The organism is Pseudomonas reidholzensis, assembly GCF_900536025.1.
In the GTDB taxonomy this organism is placed as follows: domain Bacteria; phylum Pseudomonadota; class Gammaproteobacteria; order Pseudomonadales; family Pseudomonadaceae; genus Aquipseudomonas; species Aquipseudomonas reidholzensis.
Map to the genome: position 1 here is coordinate 38,805 of NZ_UNOZ01000017.1, position 17,492 is coordinate 56,296.

A 17,492-nucleotide genomic window follows, 5' to 3' on the forward strand; every position below is an offset into this window, starting at 1 on the left:
ATTTGAGACTCAGGCCATGTCGGCTGACTCCTCCGCCCTTCACGGCGCCGTCAACAAACTCTACCTCGAGCACAACACCTGGCTTCGCGGCTGGCTGCGGCGACGTGTCGACAGCCCGTGCGACGCGGCCGACCTGGTGCAGGATACGTTCGTCAAAGTGCTCAAGGCGCGGAATGCACCGGAGATTCGCGAGCCGCGGCAATTTCTCTCGACGGTCGCCAAAGGGCTGATGATCGACCTGTTCCGGCGGCGCTCGCTCGAACAGGCCTACCTCGACACCCTGAGCCATCTGCCGTGCAACGAAGTGCCGGACGTCGAGACCCAGGCGATCCTGTTCGAAGCGCTGGTCGAGGTCGACCAGATGCTCGCCGGCCTCGGCGCGCGGGTTCGCCAGGTGTTCATCCTGTCGCAGCTCGATGGCTGCACCTATGCGCAGATCGCCCAGCAGTTGGGCGTCTCCCTGCGCACCGTGAACAACGACATGGCCAAGGCCATGGAGCATTGCTGCCTGCTGCAATGGCAGCAAAGCCTGTGAGCCAGCCGCCTACCCTCGCCCAGAAAGACGCTGTGCGCGAAGCCGCGCGCTGGTTCGCCTGCTTGTCGTCCGGCAGTGCCACGGCCGCAGACCACGCACGCTGGCAGTGCTGGTACCAGGCCAGCGCGCTGAACCAAGAGGTCTGGCAGCGCATGCAGGCGGTCACCCAGCACATCGATGGCCTGCCCGCCAGGCTGGCGTCCGCCACCCTGCTCGGCGCGGGCACGGCACGCCGGCACGTGCTGCTGGGCATGGCGACGCTGTTCGGCGGCGCCACGCTCGGCGCGATCGCCTGGCGCAGCGACGGGCCAAGGCTGTGGACCGCCGACTACCGCAGCGGAGTCGGCGAACGCCGCGAGATCAGCCTGGCGGATGGCAGCCAGCTGCTGCTGGACACCGACAGCGAGGTCGATACGCACTTCGACGGCCAGCAGCGCCTGCTGCTGTTGCGCCGCGGTCGGGCACTGATCTCCACCGCGCCAGACGCCGCCGGCAGGCCGTTCATGATCGATACCCGCGATGGCCGCGTGTTGGCGCTGGGTACGCGCTTCAGTGTTTCTACCGACGAGCACGGCAGCGAGGTGGCGGTGCTGGAAAAAGCCGTGCAGCTCAGCGTCGGCGCCAGCCCCGGGCTGCGCCTGGAAGCCGGTGAACGTGCCGCGTTCGGCCCCTCGGGGATCGGCCCGGTGCGTAACAACGATGCGTCGGTGGGGTCCTGGCAGGACGGCAGCCTGATCGCCATCGACCAGCCACTGGGCCAGCTGATCGACGCGCTGTCGCGTTATCGCCCCGGCTTCTTGCGCTGCGCACCTGAAGTTGCGGCCTTGAAAGTCTCCGGTACCTTCCCGATCACCGACACCGACCTCGCCTTGGCGGCGCTGCAGAGCTCCTTCCCGGTAAAAATCGTTCGCCGCACCCGCTACTGGGTGACCGTAGAAGCCAAGGCTTGACCCTCGTGCGAATCGCCCTCCTGAGGTCGCCAAGTTAGAAGTGGCGCCTGGGCTGGCGTTATCTTCGATAGTGACATTTGTGGTGGGTATCTGATCATCGCGGGCAAGCCCGCTCCTACAAGGACCGCGCCCACCTGTAGGAGCGGGCTTGCCCGCGATAGGGCCGGAACTGCCAATGCAAATTCTGGCGCTGACGCGCTGTACTGCTCTTATAAACCAGCGAGAGCGCAGCGATTCGCCAGCCGTTGCCTTGGTACTTGATCTGGCCCTTGATCTGGCTTGTGATCTTGATTTACTGCGACTTCAGGAGGCCGAACGGAGGTCTTGCGAAGTGAGGTGACGGCCATGGATGGCCGGCAAGCGCCGCGGGCCAGGAAGGCCCGTCCGGCGCGGTCCTCACGGGAGCAAGACCGGAGTGAGGGAACCCGTAGCGCAGCGAAGGGCCGCATGCAGGAGCAAGCGGTTTTTGGTTACTTTTTTCCAAGAAAAAAAGTGACCCGCCGTAAGGGCGGAAGGCGTCAGTGGCCGCCCCACATCAAACGGATATGCTCGATAATCGAAACGCGCCCCCCAACAATCCCGAAAACCAAAAAATATCCCAAACCATTGCACTTTTCCCACCCCCCGTTCGGCCCTCCAACACATTCGATTCAAATCGCCGATTCTTGGACAGGGAACCACAACCCCCATGCACCGACCGCACGCCGTTCTGGCAATCCTTATCCCACTGGCCTCAGTAGCCGGTATCTCATGGTCGACGACCACCCTCGCCGCTGAGACCCGCATCGGCCAGACCCGCGCCTACAACGTAGCCCCAGGCACGCTGGCCGAAACCCTGAGCCGATTCGCCAGCGTCTCCGGCCTCGCCCTGTCGTTCGATGCCGCCCGAGTCAAGGGCCTGAACTCGCCCGGCCTGGTCGGCCAGTACACCGTCGACAGCGGCTTCGCCACCTTGCTCGCCGGCAGCGGATTGCAAGCCGCGCGCCAGGCCAACGGCGCCTACGTGCTGATCGGTGCAGGCAAGGACGGCAACGCGCTCGAGCTCGGTGCCACCAACGTCGATGCCCTCGGCCTGGGCCAGACCACCGAGGCCACCGGCTCCTACACCACCGGCATCACCGCCTCGGCCACCAAGCTGCCGCTGACCCTGCGCGAAACCCCACAGTCGGTCACCGTGGTCACCCGCCAGCAAATGGACGACCAAGGCTCGCAGGACATCGGCGACGTGCTGCGCAACACCCCCGGGATCACCCAGCAGGCCTACGACAGCGAGCGCATGGAGTACTCCGCGCGCGGCTTCGCCATCACCAACTACCAGTATGACGGCGTCAACAGCATCTACGACGGCGTCTACGACGAGGGCACCACCCATGTCGACATGGCCACCTACGACCGCGTCGAAGTGATCAAGGGCGCCACCGGCCTGATGACCGGCTCGGGCGACCCGTCGGCCACCGTCAACCTGGTGCGCAAGAAGCCCACCGCCACCTTCAAGGGCTCGATCAGCGCCAGTGCCGGCTCGTGGGACGACTACCGCACCGAGGCCGACCTCTCCGGCCCGCTCAACGACAGTGGCAGCGTGCGCGGCCGGGTGGTCGGCGCGTATCAGGACCGCAAGTCGTACCAGGATCATTACCAGCAGAAAAAGGACGTGTTCTACGGCATCCTCGAAGCCGATGTCACACCAGACACCCTGCTCACCTTCGGCCTCGACAAGCAGAGCGTGACCCCACGCGGCTCGAGCTGGACCGGCAACCCGGTGTACTTCGCCGACGGCAGCCGCACCGACTTCTCGCGCAGCTTCAACCCGGGTGCCGACTGGAGCCGCCGCGACTTCGACTCCACCACCTACTTCGCCAGCCTCGAGCAAGGCCTGGCCAACGACTGGAAGCTCAAGTTCAGCCTCGACCAGAAGACCACCGACCACGACACCCGCCTGGCCTCGGCCAGCGGCGGCAATCCGGACCCTGTCACCGGCGAAGGGATGTTCCTGTACTGGGGGCGCTGGGAAGGTCATCGGGTGCAGAACACCGCCGACATCAACGTCACCGGGCCCTTCAGCCTGGGCGGCCGGCAGCACGAACTGGTGGCCGGCGTGATGGCCTCGCACTCGCGCCAGACCGGCGCCACGTTCGACACCAGCGCGTTCAGCCTGGTCCCGGGGAGCATCTTCGACTGGGATGGCGAGCTCGCCGAGCAGCAGTTCCCGAAAAACGGCAAGTACGAGCGCACGCAAAGCCAGAACGGCGTCTACCTGGCCACCCGCCTGCGCCCCACCGATGACCTGTCGGTGATCCTCGGCAGCCGTCTCAGCACCTTCAAGTACAACGAAGACTACCGCTACTCTGCCGGCGATGGCGCCAACGACACCCACGCCAGTTATCAGCAACACGGCGTGGTCACGCCCTATGCGGGTGTGGTCTACGACCTCGACGAGGTGTACTCGGTGTACGCCAGCTACACCGCGATCTATCAGCCGCAGATCTACAAGGACAGCAACGGCGCCACCCTCGAGCCGGTGGAAGGCGACAGTTACGAGACCGGCCTCAAGGCGGCCTACCTGGACGGCAAGCTCAACGCCAGCCTGGCGTTGTTCCGCATCGAGCAAGACAACGTCGCCCAGTCGATCGGCACCAACCCGCAGACCAACGAGGGCATCTATAAAGCCATCGATGGCGCGACCACTCAAGGTATCGAGCTGGAACTGGCGGGTGAGCTGACGCCCGGCTGGAACCTCTCGGCGGGCTATACCTACGCACGCACCCGCGACAAGGAGCAACAGCGTATCTATGGCTACCCGTTGAGCACCACCAAGCCGGAACACGTGGTGCGGCTGTTCACCAGCTACCGCCTGCCGGGCGCGCTCGACCAAGTCACCGTGGGCGGCGGCATGAGCTACCAGAGCAGCTTCTACGGGCAGATCTACAGCGCCCCCGCCGGCGACTACACGCGTATCAAGCAAGGCGGCTACAGCCAGTTCGATTTGATGACCCGCTACCAGTACAACCAGCACCTGAGCTTTACCGTCAACGCCAACAACGTGACCGACAAACGCTACCTGAGCGGGCTGGGCAACTTTGACACCACGTATTATGGCGAGCCACGTAATGTGATGCTGACCAGCAAGTGGGAGTTCTGATGGTGATGCTGTTCACTTGAGAATGCCGGGGCCGCTGCGCGACCCTTTCGCGACACAAGGCCGCTCCCACACCGACCGCGTTATGCCCATATTCCCAGGACATGCGCGGACACTGTGGGAGCGGCCTTGTGTCGCGAAAGGGCCGCAAAGCGGCCCCAATACGCCTATACCTCAGACTGGATAGCCTGCCACTGGCAACGCATCCGGGTTGGCCACGTTCTTCGGCTCTCCCGCAAAAAACGCCAGCACATTGTCGAACGCATCGCCAAAGTACAACTCGTAGCCATTCCTCTCCACGTACCCCAGGTGCGGGGTACACAGCACGCGCGGGTGATGCAGCAAGGGGTCGGCGCGGTCGAGCACCGGCTCCTGCTCGTAGACATCCACCGCGGCATAGCCCGGCCGCCCTGCGTCGAGCGCCTGGAGCAACGCACCCGGTGCGATCAGCTCGGCGCGGCTGACGTTCACCAGCAGGCTATCGGGTTTCATCCTGGACAAATCATCGAAGCCAACCCCATGCCGGGTCTGTTCGGACAGCCGCAGATTAAGGCTGACGATGTCCGCTTCAGCGAAAAACGCTTCGCGCGAAACGGCGGCGCGGTGGCCATCGGCTGCGGCAGCGGCGCGGCTGCTGTCGCTGCCCCAGACCAGCACCGGCATGTCGAACGCCTGGGCATAGCGCGCCAGGCGCTGGCCGATCTTGCCGTAGCCCCAGATGCCAAGCGTCTGACCGGCCACGGCCTGGCCGAGGTTGACCTGCCACTGGCCTTGCTGGAAGGCTTCGATGGCTGGCACCAGTTGCCGGCGGGCAGTGAGGATGAGCGTCCAGGCCAGTTCGGCGGGCGCCACGGGCGAGCCACGGCCTTCGGTCACGACGATGCCGCGTGCGGTACAGGCGTCGAGGTCCAGGTGGCTGGAAACCTTGCCGGTCTGGCTGATCAGCTTGAGGTTCGGCAGGCGGTCGAGCAACGCGGCGTCGATGCGCGTGCGTTCGCGGGTGAGGACCAGTGCGTCGGCTTCGGCGAAGCGCGTTGCCAGCTCATCCAGCGTGGCCGGTTGCACCTGATGGAGGACGCTGACCTCGTGCCCGGCCAGTCGGCGGTAGCAGTCGAGGGTGCGGATCACGTCCTGATAGTCGTCGGGAATGACAATGCGCATGTGCTTGGCCCCTGGCGATGCCGTGAAAGATCCGGAGGCACGGTTATACCACCCTCCGGAACAATCGCTAGGCCAGGTTGCCTTCGATGATGATCAGCTCACGGCGTGAAGCGCGCAGGGCGAAGTGCTTCGCTTCGGTGTAGGCCGGGTCGTTGTAGCAGGCCTTGGCCTGCGCGTAGCTGGCAAACTCGACGGCCAGCACGCGAGTGGTAGTGTGCAGCTCCAGCAAGGCACCCGGCTCCAGCACCTTGAGTTTGGCGCTGTAGCGCTCGCCGATGGGCGCCCAGAGGCGGCCGTATTCCTGCAGTGCTTCAGCGTCGACGACGTCGGAGCTCAAAATGATCCAATAGCCCTTCACCCGATTTCTCCATTGCGGTCTGAGAGTCTCGCAGGCGCTGCGCCGCGAGGCGTGATTATCCTCCCCTGCCCAGCGCCTCGCAAATCATCTGTTCTGCCACTACCGAATAGAAAAACTACGCCATCTAGGGTTGCCCTGCACAGGCGGCTTCGTACTCCGCTTTCAACAAACGCTTCATCAGCTTGCCGGTAGGCTCACGCGGCAGCTCAGCCCGAAAGTCGAACTGCTGCGGGCATTTCACCCCACCCAACTGCGCGCGGACGAAGCCGCGCAAGCGCTCGCCGAACGCGGTATCGCCGACCACGCCACGCCGAGGCTGGACAATCGCCACCACCCGCTCGCCCATCTCTTCATCCGGCGCGCCGATCACCGCGGCATCTTCAATGTCCGGGTGGGTGATCAGCAGGTTTTCGATTTCCTGCGGGTAGATGTTCACCCCACCGGAAATGATCATGAAGCTCTTGCGGTCGGTCAGGTACAGGTAGCCCTCTTCATCCACCCAGCCGATGTCGTTGAGGGTCGCCCAACCACGGTCATTGTGGGCGCTGCGGGTTTTTTCCGGGTCGTTGTGGTATTCGAACTTCGGCCCGTCGGCGAAGTACACATCACCCTGGGTGCCGGACGGCACTTCCTCGCCGTCCGGCCCGAGGATTTTCACCTTGCCGAGCACCGCACGGCCGACCGAACCCGGTTTGCGCAGCCATTCGTTGGCGTCGAGTGCGGTGATGCCGCAGGTTTCAGTGCCCGAATAGTACTCATGCACGATCGGCCCCCACCAGGCGATCATCGCCTGCTTGACCGGGATCGGGCACGGCGCGGCGGCATGCACCACGGCGCGCAACGAGGCGAAGTCGTAGCGCGAGCGTACCTCGTCGGCCAGTTTGAGCATGCGCACGAAGTGAGTCGGCACAAAGGTCGCGTGGCTGATGCGGTGCTGCTCGATCAGCGCCAGCGATTGCTCTGCGTCAAAGCGGTTCATGATCACCACGGTGCCGCCAAAGCGCTGGATGACCATCGCCCAGCGCAGCGGCGCGGCGTGGTACAGCGGCGAGGTGGACAAGTACTGGCTGTCGCTGCCCATGCCGTAGAGGGTCTGGCCCATGTTCATCAAGGGCGTCATCGCCTCGATCGGGCCGGTAGGCAGCTGCGGTTTGACGCCCTTGGGGCGGCCGGTCATGCCGGAGGAATAGAGCATGTCGATCCCCGCGCTGGGGTCGCTGATCAGGGTGGTCGGCAGGTCTGAGCAAGCTTCAGCGAACGGAGTGCGGCCGGGTGCGTGGCTGAACACTCGAAGCGTTGTCGAGCCGAGCTCGGCACTGGCCTGCTCGGCCACCTCGGAGTACGCCGCGCCGGCGATCAGTACCTTGGCCCCGGAGTTGTCCAGCACGTAGGCAAGATCGGCTGCCGAGGTCTTGGTCGAGACGGCAGTCAGGTACAGGCCGCAGCGCTGGGCAGCCCAGGCAACGATGAAGATGTCGAAGTCATTGCCCAGTACCACGGCGAGGGTATCACCGCGTGCCAGGCCCAGCGTGCGGAACAGGTGGGCGCCTTGGTTGGCGCGGGCGTCGAGCTCTGCATAGGTCATCACGGCGTTGCTGTCGGCCAGGATGCAGGCCGGTGTGTCGGGGCAGGTGCTGGCGTGTATCAGGGGGTGCATGGCTTGTCCTCTTGTTGTGATTGTTGGCCGCACGCGTCGAATCAGTAGCCGAGCCAGTTGGGCGGGCGTTTTTCGGCGAAGGCCCTGGGCCCCTCGATCGCATCCTGCGAGGCCAGCATCGCCTGCACCTGCGGGTAGTCCCACTGCTCGTGCAGGGCCTGGGCGACGGGTACATCGACGCCACGCATCACCGCCTGCTTGGTCGCACGCACCGACAACGGGCTGCACGCGAGGATTTCGGCCGCCCAGCGGCGCGCGGCCAGCAGCACGTCGCCGTCGACCACTTCGTTGACGAAGCCCAGGCTCAGCCCTTCGCTGGCGGTCACCCGGCGGCCGGTGAGGAGCATGCCCATGCTGCGTTTCAGGCCGATCAGCGCGGGCAGGCGCTGCATACCGCCCGCCAGTGCGGCCAGCCCGACCTTGGCCTCGGGCAGGGCGAACTGGGCATTGGACGAAGCAACGATGATGTCGCAGGCCAACGCCAGCTCGAAGCCGCCGCCCATGGCCACGCCGTTCACCGCGGCGATCACCGGCTTGTGCAGATCAAAGCGCGCGCTCAGCCCGCCAAAGCCTGACGGCGGCGTGGTCAGGCTGCCATCGCTGGCCTGCTGCTTGAGGTCGTGGCCGGCACAGAACGCCTTGGCGCCGCTGCCGGTGAGAATCGCCAGCCATTGCTGGTCGTCGGCGGCGAAGGCATCGAAGGCATGCTCCAGCTCTTCATGGGCGCGGTAGTTGAGCGCGTTGTGCGCCTCGGGGCGCTGCAGCGTGATCAGGGTCAGATGCCCTTCGCGCTCGACGCTGATATGTCGGTAGTCCATTTATGCCATCTCCTGCCGTTGCACCAGCATGCGACCGAGTCGCTGTTGAATGATCTCGCTGGCCTCGCGGACCATGCGTTCGAGCAGCACCTGGCAGCTCGGAATGTCGTGGATCAGCCCCTGGATCTGACCGGCCCAGATCAACCCCGCATCCAGGTTGCCGGTGGCCAGTGCCTCGCGCCCGCGGGCGCCCGACACATAGCTGCGCACGTCCTCGAAAGTGGCCTCGGCCGCCTGCGACAGGCTCACAACCTTGTCCGACACGCTGTTGCGCGCGACTCGGCCGGTGTTGTGGAACTTGCGGAAGATCAGGTGCGTGGCGCGCTCGTCATTGTCGACCAGAAACTGCTTGATCGCCTCATGGATCGGCGCCTCTCGGGTGGCACAGAAGCGCGTGCCCATGTTCACCCCTTCCGCACCAAGGGCCATGGCCGCGGCCAGCCCGCGACCGTCGCCAATACCGCCGCTGGCGATGATCGGGATGGTTACCTGGTCGGCCGTCGCAGGGATCAGCACCAGGCCGGGAATGTCATCCTCACCCGGGTGGCCGGCGCACTCGAAACCGTCGATGGAAATGATGTCGACGCCCATGCGCTGCGCCGACACGGCATGGCGCACGGCGGTGCACTTGTGGATCACGGTCAGGCCATGGGCCTTGAACGCTTCGACATGCTCCTGCGGTTTGTTGCCGGCGGTTTCGACGATGCGCACGCCCGACTCGATGATCGCCCTGCGGTACTCGGCATAGGGCGGCGGGTTGACCGACGGCAGGATGGTCAGGTTCACCGCGAAGGGCTTGTCGGTCATGCTCCGGCAACGCTCGATTTCGCGGCGCAGGTCGTCCGGCGTCGGTTGGGTCAAGGCGGTCAGGGTGCCGAGCCCGCCGGCGTTGGAGACGGCGCTGGCCAGCTCGGCCCGGCCGACCCACATCATGCCGCCCTGGACGATCGGATGGCGGATGCCCAGCAGCTCGGTGACGCGGTTACGAAACGCCATATCAGAGCACCTCCAGAATGGTCACGTTGGCGATACCGCCGCCTTCACACATGGTCTGCAGGCCATAACGCTTGCCGCTGGCCTTGAGCGCGTGAATCAGGGTGGTCATCAGCTTGGTCCCGGAAGCACCCAGCGGATGGCCCAGGGCAATCGCTCCGCCATTGACATTGAGCCGCGCCGGGTCGGCCTCGAGGGCGTCGAGCCAGGCCAGCGGTACCGAGGCAAAGGCCTCGTTGACTTCATACAGGTCGATGTCGGCGATGCTCATGCCGGCGCGTTTCAGCGCCTTGCGGGTGGCAAAGATCGGCTCTTCGAGCATGATCAGCGGGTCACCGGCGGTGACGGTCATGTCGACGATCCGCGCGATCGGTGTCAGGCCGTATTGCTTGAGGGCGCGCTCACTCACCACCAGCACCCCGGACGCACCGTCACACACCTGGCTGGCATTGGCCGCGCTGATCACCCCGCCCTCCTCCAGCAGCTTGACCGCGCCGATGCCTTCCAGCAAGGCATCGAAGCGGATCCCCTCATCGACCAGGTGCATGCCATCGCCGCTGGCCAGGCCGATGATTTCGCCGGCAAACGCGCCGCTGTGGGTGGCCTGCGCCGCCCGCTGGTGGCTCTGCAGGGCAAAGCGGTCGAGGGTCAGGCGGTCGTAGCCATACTTGTCGGCGATCATCTGCGCGCCGGCAAACTGGCTGAAGCTCTTGACCCCGAAGCGCGCCTGAATCCGTTCGCTGAACGGGCCGACGCCGATGCCTTCCTTCGCATGCAGCGACAGGTTGGAGAACATCGGCACGCGGCTCATGCTCTCCGCGCCACCGGCGATGACCACGTCCTGGAACCCAGACATGACCGCCTGGGCGGCGAACTGCACGGCCTGCTGCGAGCTGCCGCACTGGCGGTCGATGGTCACGGCCGGTACCGACTGCGGCAGTTTCGAAGCCAGTACGACGTTGCGGGCGAAGGCAAAGGCCTGCTCGCCGGCCTGGGTGACGCAACCGAAAATCACGTCATCCACGGCAGCGGGGTCGATGCCCGCACGGTCGACCAGCGCGTTGAGCACCTCGGCGCCCAGGTCGGCGGGATGCCAGTGGGCGAGTTTGCCGTTACGCCGGCCACCGGCGGTGCGCACTGCTGCGACGATATAAGCATCAGCCATGAGTCGATTCCTTGTTGTTGTTCTTGGGGGTGCGCTGGGCAACGAACGCAGCGACTTTTTCACGGACGTAGGGTGCCGAGGCCAAACCGGCGATGCTGCGCGCTTCCTGCTCGAGCTGGGCCTCCAGCGCGCTGCCATGGCTGGCCAACAACAGTTGGCGGATACGGCCAAGGGCTGGGCGGTGCATGGCCGCCAGGGTCTGCGCAACCGTGCGGCCCTCGGCTTCGAGCTGACCGTCGTCGACCACCCGGGTGATCAACCCCAGGTGCTCGGCCTGGGTGGCACTCACGCGCTGGTTGAGCAAGGTGATTTCCTGCGCGCGGCGCAGCCCGACCAGGCGCGGCAACAGCCAGCTGAGCCCGCCATCCGGGCTCAGGCCGATGGCACCGTAGGCCGGGGTGAACGAGGCGGTGCGCGGCGCCAGGACGATGTCGCCGATCAGCGCCAGGCTCATGCCGGCACCGGCGGCGGCGCCATTGACCAGCACCACCAGCGGTTTGTCCATGCGCATCAGCCGGGAGATCGCCAGGTGCAGTGTACCGGCAAGCTCGCTGAGAAACCCCGAGATGCCGTCACCGGCCGCCACGAACGCCTCCAGGTCGCCGCCGGCGGAGAACAACTTGCCGCTGCCGGTGAGCACCACGCAGCGCACCGCGCCGTCCTGGTCACAGGCAATGGCAGCCTGCAGCAAGGCTTTGGCCAGGTCTAGGTCGATGGCATTGCCTTGCCCGGGCCGGTTCAAGGTCAGGGTGGCGATGCCGTCTTGCACGTCAAGCAGTAGCGGGCTGTTCATCGGCAACGCTCCATGGCCTTGCGCGCCAGTTCAGCCAGCACCGGGAAGCTGCGCGCACGCTCTTGGGCATGCACCGAGGCGGCCGTACCACGGATCACCCGGCCTTTGATGCCGTGGAAGATCGCGGCCAGGCGGAACAGGTTGAAGGCGATGTAGAACTCCCACGACGCAATCGAATCGCGCCCGGTGCGCTCGCAGTAGGCCTCCACGTACGCTTCCTGGGTGGGAATGTTGAGGCTGGCCAGGTCGGCACCCGCCAGCCCCGCGACGATATCCGGGGGCATCTGGTACATCATCGCGTGGTTGGCGAAGTCGGCCAAGGGATGGCCCAGGGTCGACAGCTCCCAGTCGAGCACCGCGACCACGCGCGGCTCGACCGGGTGGAAGATCATGTTGTCGCAGCGAAAATCGCCGTGCACGATGCGCGTTTCGTCGCCCAGCGGAATGTGCTCGGGCAACCAGCGCAACAGCAGGTCCATGTTGGCATCGCGCCCTGCTGCCTCGTCTTCGAGGTACTGGCGCGACCAGCGATTGATCTGCCGGGCAAAATAGTTGCCCGACTTGCCGTAGTCGCCCAGGCCGACGTCGGCCGGCTCGATCCGGTGCAGGCTGGCCAGGGTTGCATTCATCGCGTCGAAATAGCGCGGGCGCTCCTCGACGCCGACTTGAGAGAAACGCGCATCCCAGAAAATCCGGCCCTCGACGCGCTCCATGACATAGAACGGCGTGCCGATCACCGACGCGTCGGTGCACAGGCCGAAGATCTTCGGCACGCTGAAGCCCACCTGCCCCAGCGCCTGCTGTACCTGTGCTTCGCGCTCTACCGAGTGGGCGCCCTTGAGCAACAGCCCTGACGGCTTGCGCCGCAGCACATAGCTCGCCGTGGGCGTCGTCAGCTGATAGGTCGGGATCGACTGGCCGCCCCTGAACTGGCTAACCGTCATCGGCCCGCTGAAACCGTCGACGTTGGCCCGCATCCAGCGGCTCAGGGCCTGCTCGTCGAAGCCCATGTCCGGGCGCACCGCGCCGGCGCCTGCGTTTGCCTGCTGCTGCAATACCGTCATGCCTGCGCCCTCGTCCAGTCCCGCTTGATCTTCTTCGCCAACGACCATTTGTGCACCTCGGTCGGGCCGTCATAGATGCGAAACGCGCGGATCTCGCGGTACACCTGCTCGACGATGGAGTCCTCGGTCAGGCCGCTGCCGCCCATCACCTGGACACAGCGATCAGCCACCTTCATCAAGGTTTCGCTGACGGCCACCTTGGCCATCGAGCTCTCCGCGCCGCCGGGCGCGCCGCTGTCGAGCACACCGGCGCACCAGTCGATCATCAACTCGACCTGCTTGAGGTCGATGAGGTTCTCGGCGAGGCTGAAGCCGGTGCCTTCGTGGTCGATCAGCAGCTTGCCGAAGGCCATGCGCCGGTTGGCGTACGCGGTGGCGATCTCGTTGGCCCGCAGGCACGCGCCATACCAGCGCATGCAGTGCGACAAGCGCGCCGGCGCCAGCCGCACCTGGGCATAGCCGAAGCCTTCACCGGCGTTGCCGAGCATCTGCCGCGACGGCACCCGCAGGTTGTCCAGGGTGACGATGGCATGCCCGCCGGGCATCGAGCTGTCGAGGGTGCGCGGCACCCGCTCGATGCGGATGGCCGGGTCGGGCAGGTCGACCAGGAACATGCAGGCACCTTCCTGTGCCTTGGCCATGACGATGCCGATCTGCGCGCCCTCGGCGCCGGTGATAAATGCCTTGCGGCCGTTGATCAGCCAATCGTCGCCGTCACGCTGGCAGGTGGTCTGCATCATAGAAGGGTCAGAGCCGGCACCGCCGTCTTCGGCCGGTTCGGTCATGAAGAACGCCGAACGCGCCTTGCCCGCCAGCAACGGCGCGAGAAAACGCTCCTTGAGGAACGCGCTGCCGACCTTGCCGAGCAGGTACATATTGCCTTCGTCCGGCGCGCAGGTGTTGCAGGCCAGCGGCCCCAGCGGCGACAAGCCGGTGCGCGCCAGCACCAGGGCGGTACCGCGCTGGCTCAGGTGGCGGCCATCGGCAAGGATGTGTGGCGTCAGCACGCCCGCTTCGCGGGCCCGTTCGCGCAGCTCCAGGACCAGCGCGTCGGTCGGGCAGTCGTGGTGATCGCGGCGCGGGTCCTTTTCATACGGCACCACCACCTCGCGGACGAACTGCTCGACCCGCTCGGCGATGGCCATGGCTGTTTGCAGATCGTCGACGTTCATCGCGCGGCCATCCGGATAGCGCCATCGAGGCGGATGACTTCGCCATTGAGCATGGGGTTCTCGACGATGGACTGCACCAGCTGAGCGAACTCGTCGGGCTGGCCCAGGCGGCTGGGGAACGGCACCTGCTGGCCGAGCGAGCGCTGGGCTTCTTCTGGCAGCGTGGCCAGCAACGGGGTGAGGAAGATGCCCGGCGCGATGGTCATCACGCGGATGCCATAACGGGCGAACTCGCGCGCCAGCGGCAGCGTCATGCCGACGATGGCGGCCTTGGACGCGGCATAGGCCGGTTGGCCGATTTGCCCATCGAACGCGGCGACACTGGCGGTGTTGATGATCACGCCACGCTCTTCTGCGTCCAGCTCGCTGGCATGCAGGCGCGCGGCAAACTTGGAAAGCACGTTGAAGCTGCCGTTCAGGTTGATGTTGACGATGCGGGCGAAGTCGGCCAGCGGCAAGGCCTTGCCGTCGCGACCGATGGCCTTGGCAGGTGGCCCGATGCCGGCGCAGTTGACCAGGATCCGCGCCTTGCCATGCACGCCTTCTGCGGTTTCCAGTGCGTGCTCGATGGCCTGCTCGTCGGTCACATCCGCCTTGATGAAATAGCCACCGATGGCCTTGGCATGCGCTTCGCCCAGCGCCTCGTTGAGGTCGATGATGGTGACCTTGGCCCCGGCGCCGGCCAGGCGCGCGGAGACCGCGCCACCCAGGCCCGAGGCTCCGCCCGTTACCACCGCTGCTGACGCTTGAATCTTCATCGGGCACTTCCTCTCTTTAATTGTTCTTGTTCACGAAAACAGAGGGCCTGGAGGGGCGATCGATCCTCAAAAAAGACCAGCCAGTAGACCATCTACTCGTCAGTAGGCTAGAATCCGCTACGTTGCTCTGTCAAGCACTGCGTACAGAAAATAATCGCCCCTCACCCCCACAGTGAGCGGCGTCATAACAAATGCGCAAGAGGACACGCCCCATGAGCTCGAACAGTCTGCCCCCCGTATCGCTCGACGCGGATGTGCTGTTCCCCTGCCCTGCCTCGGCCGCCGTGCAGGTAGTGCGCGCGCCGCTGCTGTCGATCATCGCGCGCTCGCCCGGCACCCTGACCTTGCTCACCGCGCCTGCCGGCTTCGGCAAGACAACGCTGATGGCGCAGGCGTTTGCCCAGTTCGAGGCGGCGGGCGTGGCCGCCGCCTGGATCAACGCCAGTGCCGCCGACAATGACCTGCCGCGGTTTCTCAGCCGGCTGGGCAAACTGGTCGCCTACCTGGGCATCGCCCGGCCGGGCCAGGATGCGATCACCTGCCTGAGCACGCACCCGCAGCCCTTTGCGCTGTTCATCGATGAGCTGGAAAACATCCAGGAGCGCTCGGTGCTGGCGCTGGTGCAGGAGATCGCCCAGCACCTGCCGCGCCGTGCCCACCTGGTGATCGCCACGCGCTGCACGCCGGCCCTGGGGCTGTCGCGGCTGCGGGTCGGCGGCAGGCTGAGCGAAATCGACGCCTTGCAGCTGCGCTTCGACCTGGCCGACAGCCAGGCGCTGTTCGCCCCCCAGCTCGCCAGCGGGGCCTTGTCGCTGGCCGAACTGCAGCACCTGCAGGCCAAGACCGAGGGCTGGATCGCAGCGCTGTGGCTGGCGTCGATAGCTTTGCAGCGGGCGAAGACCCGCCCCGACTTCGTCGCTCAGTTTTCCGGCTCGACCGGCACCGTCGCGCAGTACCTGGCGGAGGTGGTGTTCGCCGAGCAACCTGCCGAGGTGCGCGACTTCCTGCTGCGGGTGAGCCTGCTCAAACAGTTCGATCGGTCGGTCTGCCAAGCGCTCAACCCGCACGCGGATGGCCAGCGGATGATCGACCACCTGCGCCAGCAAGGCCTGCTCATCGCCATCGAAGCCAAGGCCGGCCACTGGCGCCTGCACGGGCTGTTCGCCGAGTACCTGCGCAACCAGCTGGCCAGCGAGCTGCCGGGCGCCGTGGCGGGCCTGCAACTGGCCGCCTCGCAGTGGTTCGCCGACCACGCGCAGCCGGTGCTGGCGATCGAGCACGCGGTCAAGGGCCAGCAGTTCGAGCAAGCGCTGAACCTGCTCGAAGCGCACGCCGAAGCGCTCCTCGAGCAAGGCCGCATGCGCCTCCTGAGCCGCTGGTTCGCGGCCGTCCCGCAGGCTCTCGGCCGCGCACGGCCGGTGCTGTACATGGTGTCGATCTGGGCGACGGCGTTCACCGAAGGCGCCCACCAGGCCCTGCACAGGCTCAACGGCATCGACTGGCGCAGCAGTGCCGACCCGCGCGTGCGCCATCATGGCGGCGCGCTCTACCCGACCCTGCTGGGGATGCAGGACCGCTGTGAAGAAGCCCTGCGCGAAGGCATGAACACGCTGGAAGGCATGCAGGCCGGGCACGGTTTTGCCAGCGCCACCCTGCTCAACGCCATCGCCCACCAGACCCTGATCATCGGCCATGCCCGCGATGCCCAGCGCATGGTCGATGCGGCGCGGCGCCTGCATGGCGGCGAAAGCCTGTTCAACCGGATGTACTCGGAGACCACCGAAGGCCTGATCGACATGCTGCACGGCCGCCTGCGCCACGCCGCCGCGCGCTTTCGTTTGGCGCTCGACACGCTGCAGGCGGACCACAACCGGCACACCCACGGCAATGCCTGGGCCGGCGTGCTGTACACGGCGACGCTGTATGAAACCAACCAGCTGCCGCAGGCCGGTCACCTGATCAACGTCTACCTGCCGCTGGCGCGCGAGGTCGGCATCCCTGATCACCTGATCCTGATCTACCTGCTCAAGTGCCGCATCGCCCTGATCGAAAGCGACATCGATACCGCGCTACAGGCCCTGACCGACCTCGAATACCTCGGCCACAGCCGCCTGCTGCCCAGGGCGGTGGCGGCGGCGCAACTGGAGCGGGCGAAGATCCTGCTGATCCAGGGCCATGCGATGGCCGCGCAAGACGAGCTGGCGCGCGCAGAAGACCCCGCCGTGTGGGCCCGCGAGTGCCGCCAGCGCCTGCTCGCGCATGACATCCACTACTTGCGCCTGGCCACCTTGCGCTGGGACATCCACTTCGCCGAACCGTTGCCCGCACTGCGCCAGCTGGATGTCGACCTCAAGGCGGCGCGCAGCAGCGGCCGCCTGCACCGGGCCCTGGTGCTTCAATTGCTCCGCGCCCTGGCTTTGTACCGCTGCGACAGCGCGGCGGCGGCGCACAAGGAGCTCGAGGAAGCGCTGGCGTTCGCTGCCAGGGAGGGCTACGTGCGCACCGTGCTGGACGAGGGGCCGGCGCTGGGCCGGTTGGTCGTCGAGTTCAAGCAGCTGTATGAAGCGCGCAGCGAGCGCGACTCGCTGCTGCTCGACTACCTGCGCAACCTGGCCCTGGCCTTCGGCCCGCTGGGCCACGCCCTTGGCGGCAAGGGCGCGACCACGACGCCGCTGGCCGAGCCGCTGACACGCAAGGAGGTGGTGGTCTTGCAGTTGCTCACCGAGGGCTGCTCGAACCTCGACCTGGCCGACCGCCTGCATGTCTCCAACAGCACCGTGCGCACCCACCTGCGCAACATCAACGCCAAGCTCAACACCAACAGCCGAACCCAGGCCCTGGCCGTGGCGCGCAGCCTTGGGCTGCTCGCCTGAGGGCACCGGCAAAATCGTCTTTTACGACGATTTGGCGCGCATCCCCGACGCATAGACTG

The 17,492-nt window shown here is 66.0% G+C and carries 14 protein-coding genes; 4 read left to right on the plus strand and 10 right to left on the minus strand.

Annotation, left to right across the window (positions count from 1 at the left end; genetic code table 11):
• Positions 1-16: 16 nt before the first annotated feature.
• The 3 genes from CCOS865_RS12490 (at position 17) to CCOS865_RS12500 (ending at position 4,624) form a co-directional block, all read left to right on the plus strand.
• Positions 17-535: a sigma-70 family RNA polymerase sigma factor gene (locus tag CCOS865_RS12490; protein ID WP_119141192.1), complete on the plus strand. Its 519-nt coding sequence runs from the start codon at positions 17-19 to the stop codon at positions 533-535.
• Positions 532-1,485: a FecR domain-containing protein gene (locus CCOS865_RS12495; RefSeq protein WP_341868377.1), complete on the plus strand. Its 954-nt coding sequence runs from the start codon at positions 532-534 to the stop codon at positions 1,483-1,485. Before CCOS865_RS12490 ends, CCOS865_RS12495 begins: the two co-directional genes overlap by 4 nt.
• A 688-nt stretch (positions 1,486-2,173) precedes the next feature.
• The gene (locus tag CCOS865_RS12500) at positions 2,174-4,624 is read left to right on the plus strand and encodes a TonB-dependent siderophore receptor (RefSeq protein WP_119141196.1); all 2,451 of its coding nucleotides are present in this window, start codon (positions 2,174-2,176) and stop codon (positions 4,622-4,624) included.
• Between the two features lie 171 nt (positions 4,625-4,795).
• On the opposite strand, the gene CCOS865_RS12505 is transcribed toward CCOS865_RS12500, so the two are convergent.
• The 10 genes from CCOS865_RS12505 to CCOS865_RS12550 all read right to left on the minus strand — a co-directional run bounded on the left by CCOS865_RS12505 (position 4,796) and on the right by CCOS865_RS12550 (position 14,560).
• On the minus strand, positions 4,796-5,782 hold the full coding sequence (locus CCOS865_RS12505) for a D-2-hydroxyacid dehydrogenase family protein (RefSeq protein WP_119141198.1): 987 nt from the start codon (positions 5,780-5,782) through the stop codon (positions 4,796-4,798).
• Positions 5,783-5,849: 67 nt separating this feature from the next.
• Positions 5,850-6,140, minus strand: a complete 291-nt coding sequence (locus CCOS865_RS12510) for a DUF1330 domain-containing protein (RefSeq protein WP_119141199.1) — start codon at positions 6,138-6,140, stop codon at positions 5,850-5,852.
• 124 nt (positions 6,141-6,264) lie between these two features.
• On the minus strand, positions 6,265-7,797 hold the full coding sequence (locus CCOS865_RS12515; RefSeq protein WP_119141201.1) for an acyl-CoA synthetase: 1,533 nt from the start codon (positions 7,795-7,797) through the stop codon (positions 6,265-6,267).
• 41 nt (positions 7,798-7,838) lie between these two features.
• Positions 7,839-8,615 (minus strand): enoyl-CoA hydratase-related protein, encoded by a 777-nt coding sequence (locus tag CCOS865_RS12520; protein ID WP_119141203.1) that lies wholly within the window; start codon positions 8,613-8,615, stop codon positions 7,839-7,841.
• On the minus strand, positions 8,616-9,611 hold the full coding sequence (locus CCOS865_RS12525; protein WP_119141205.1) for an NAD(P)H-dependent flavin oxidoreductase: 996 nt from the start codon (positions 9,609-9,611) through the stop codon (positions 8,616-8,618).
• Between the two features lies 1 nt (position 9,612).
• On the minus strand, positions 9,613-10,773 hold the full coding sequence (locus CCOS865_RS12530; RefSeq protein WP_119141207.1) for an acetyl-CoA C-acetyltransferase: 1,161 nt from the start codon (positions 10,771-10,773) through the stop codon (positions 9,613-9,615).
• Positions 10,766-11,566 (minus strand): enoyl-CoA hydratase/isomerase family protein, encoded by an 801-nt coding sequence (locus CCOS865_RS12535; protein ID WP_119141209.1) that lies wholly within the window; start codon positions 11,564-11,566, stop codon positions 10,766-10,768. Before CCOS865_RS12535 ends, CCOS865_RS12530 begins: the two co-directional genes overlap by 8 nt.
• Positions 11,563-12,630 carry a phosphotransferase gene (locus CCOS865_RS12540; protein ID WP_119141211.1) on the minus strand — a complete coding sequence of 356 codons (1,068 nt, stop codon included), beginning with the start codon at positions 12,628-12,630 and terminating at the stop codon, positions 11,563-11,565. The genes CCOS865_RS12535 and CCOS865_RS12540 overlap by 4 nt, the downstream gene beginning before the upstream one ends.
• The gene (locus CCOS865_RS12545) at positions 12,627-13,802 is read right to left on the minus strand and encodes an acyl-CoA dehydrogenase family protein (RefSeq protein WP_119141213.1); all 1,176 of its coding nucleotides are present in this window, start codon (positions 13,800-13,802) and stop codon (positions 12,627-12,629) included. Before CCOS865_RS12545 ends, CCOS865_RS12540 begins: the two co-directional genes overlap by 4 nt.
• Positions 13,799-14,560, minus strand: coding sequence for an SDR family NAD(P)-dependent oxidoreductase (locus CCOS865_RS12550; protein WP_119141215.1), 762 nt, complete (start codon positions 14,558-14,560; stop codon positions 13,799-13,801). The genes CCOS865_RS12545 and CCOS865_RS12550 overlap by 4 nt, the downstream gene beginning before the upstream one ends.
• Positions 14,561-14,772: 212 nt before the next feature.
• On the opposite strand from CCOS865_RS12550, the gene CCOS865_RS12555 reads away from it, so the two are divergent.
• The gene (locus CCOS865_RS12555; protein WP_119141217.1) at positions 14,773-17,433 is read left to right on the plus strand and encodes a winged helix-turn-helix domain-containing protein; all 2,661 of its coding nucleotides are present in this window, start codon (positions 14,773-14,775) and stop codon (positions 17,431-17,433) included.
• The last annotated feature ends 59 nt before the right edge of the window (positions 17,434-17,492 follow it).

Bases quoted from the DNA above. Each gene is read 5' to 3' on its own strand.
- CCOS865_RS12540 (WP_119141211.1), bottom strand. From the start codon at position 12,630: ATGACGGTATTGCAGCAGCAGGCAAACGCAGGCGCCGGCGCGGTGCGC.
- CCOS865_RS12500 (WP_119141196.1), top strand. From the start codon at position 2,174: ATGCACCGACCGCACGCCGTTCTGGCAATCCTTATCCCACTGGCCTCA.
- CCOS865_RS12555 (WP_119141217.1), top strand. From the start codon at position 14,773: ATGAGCTCGAACAGTCTGCCCCCCGTATCGCTCGACGCGGATGTGCTG.
- CCOS865_RS12505 (WP_119141198.1), bottom strand. From the start codon at position 5,782: ATGCGCATTGTCATTCCCGACGACTATCAGGACGTGATCCGCACCCTC.
- CCOS865_RS12550 (WP_119141215.1), bottom strand. From the start codon at position 14,560: ATGAAGATTCAAGCGTCAGCAGCGGTGGTAACGGGCGGAGCCTCGGGC.
- CCOS865_RS12490 (WP_119141192.1), top strand. From the start codon at position 17: ATGTCGGCTGACTCCTCCGCCCTTCACGGCGCCGTCAACAAACTCTAC.
- CCOS865_RS12515 (WP_119141201.1), bottom strand. From the start codon at position 7,797: ATGCACCCCCTGATACACGCCAGCACCTGCCCCGACACACCGGCCTGC.
- CCOS865_RS12545 (WP_119141213.1), bottom strand. From the start codon at position 13,802: ATGAACGTCGACGATCTGCAAACAGCCATGGCCATCGCCGAGCGGGTC.
- CCOS865_RS12530 (WP_119141207.1), bottom strand. From the start codon at position 10,773: ATGGCTGATGCTTATATCGTCGCAGCAGTGCGCACCGCCGGTGGCCGG.
- CCOS865_RS12535 (WP_119141209.1), bottom strand. From the start codon at position 11,566: ATGAACAGCCCGCTACTGCTTGACGTGCAAGACGGCATCGCCACCCTG.
- CCOS865_RS12525 (WP_119141205.1), bottom strand. From the start codon at position 9,611: ATGGCGTTTCGTAACCGCGTCACCGAGCTGCTGGGCATCCGCCATCCG.
- CCOS865_RS12520 (WP_119141203.1), bottom strand. From the start codon at position 8,615: ATGGACTACCGACATATCAGCGTCGAGCGCGAAGGGCATCTGACCCTG.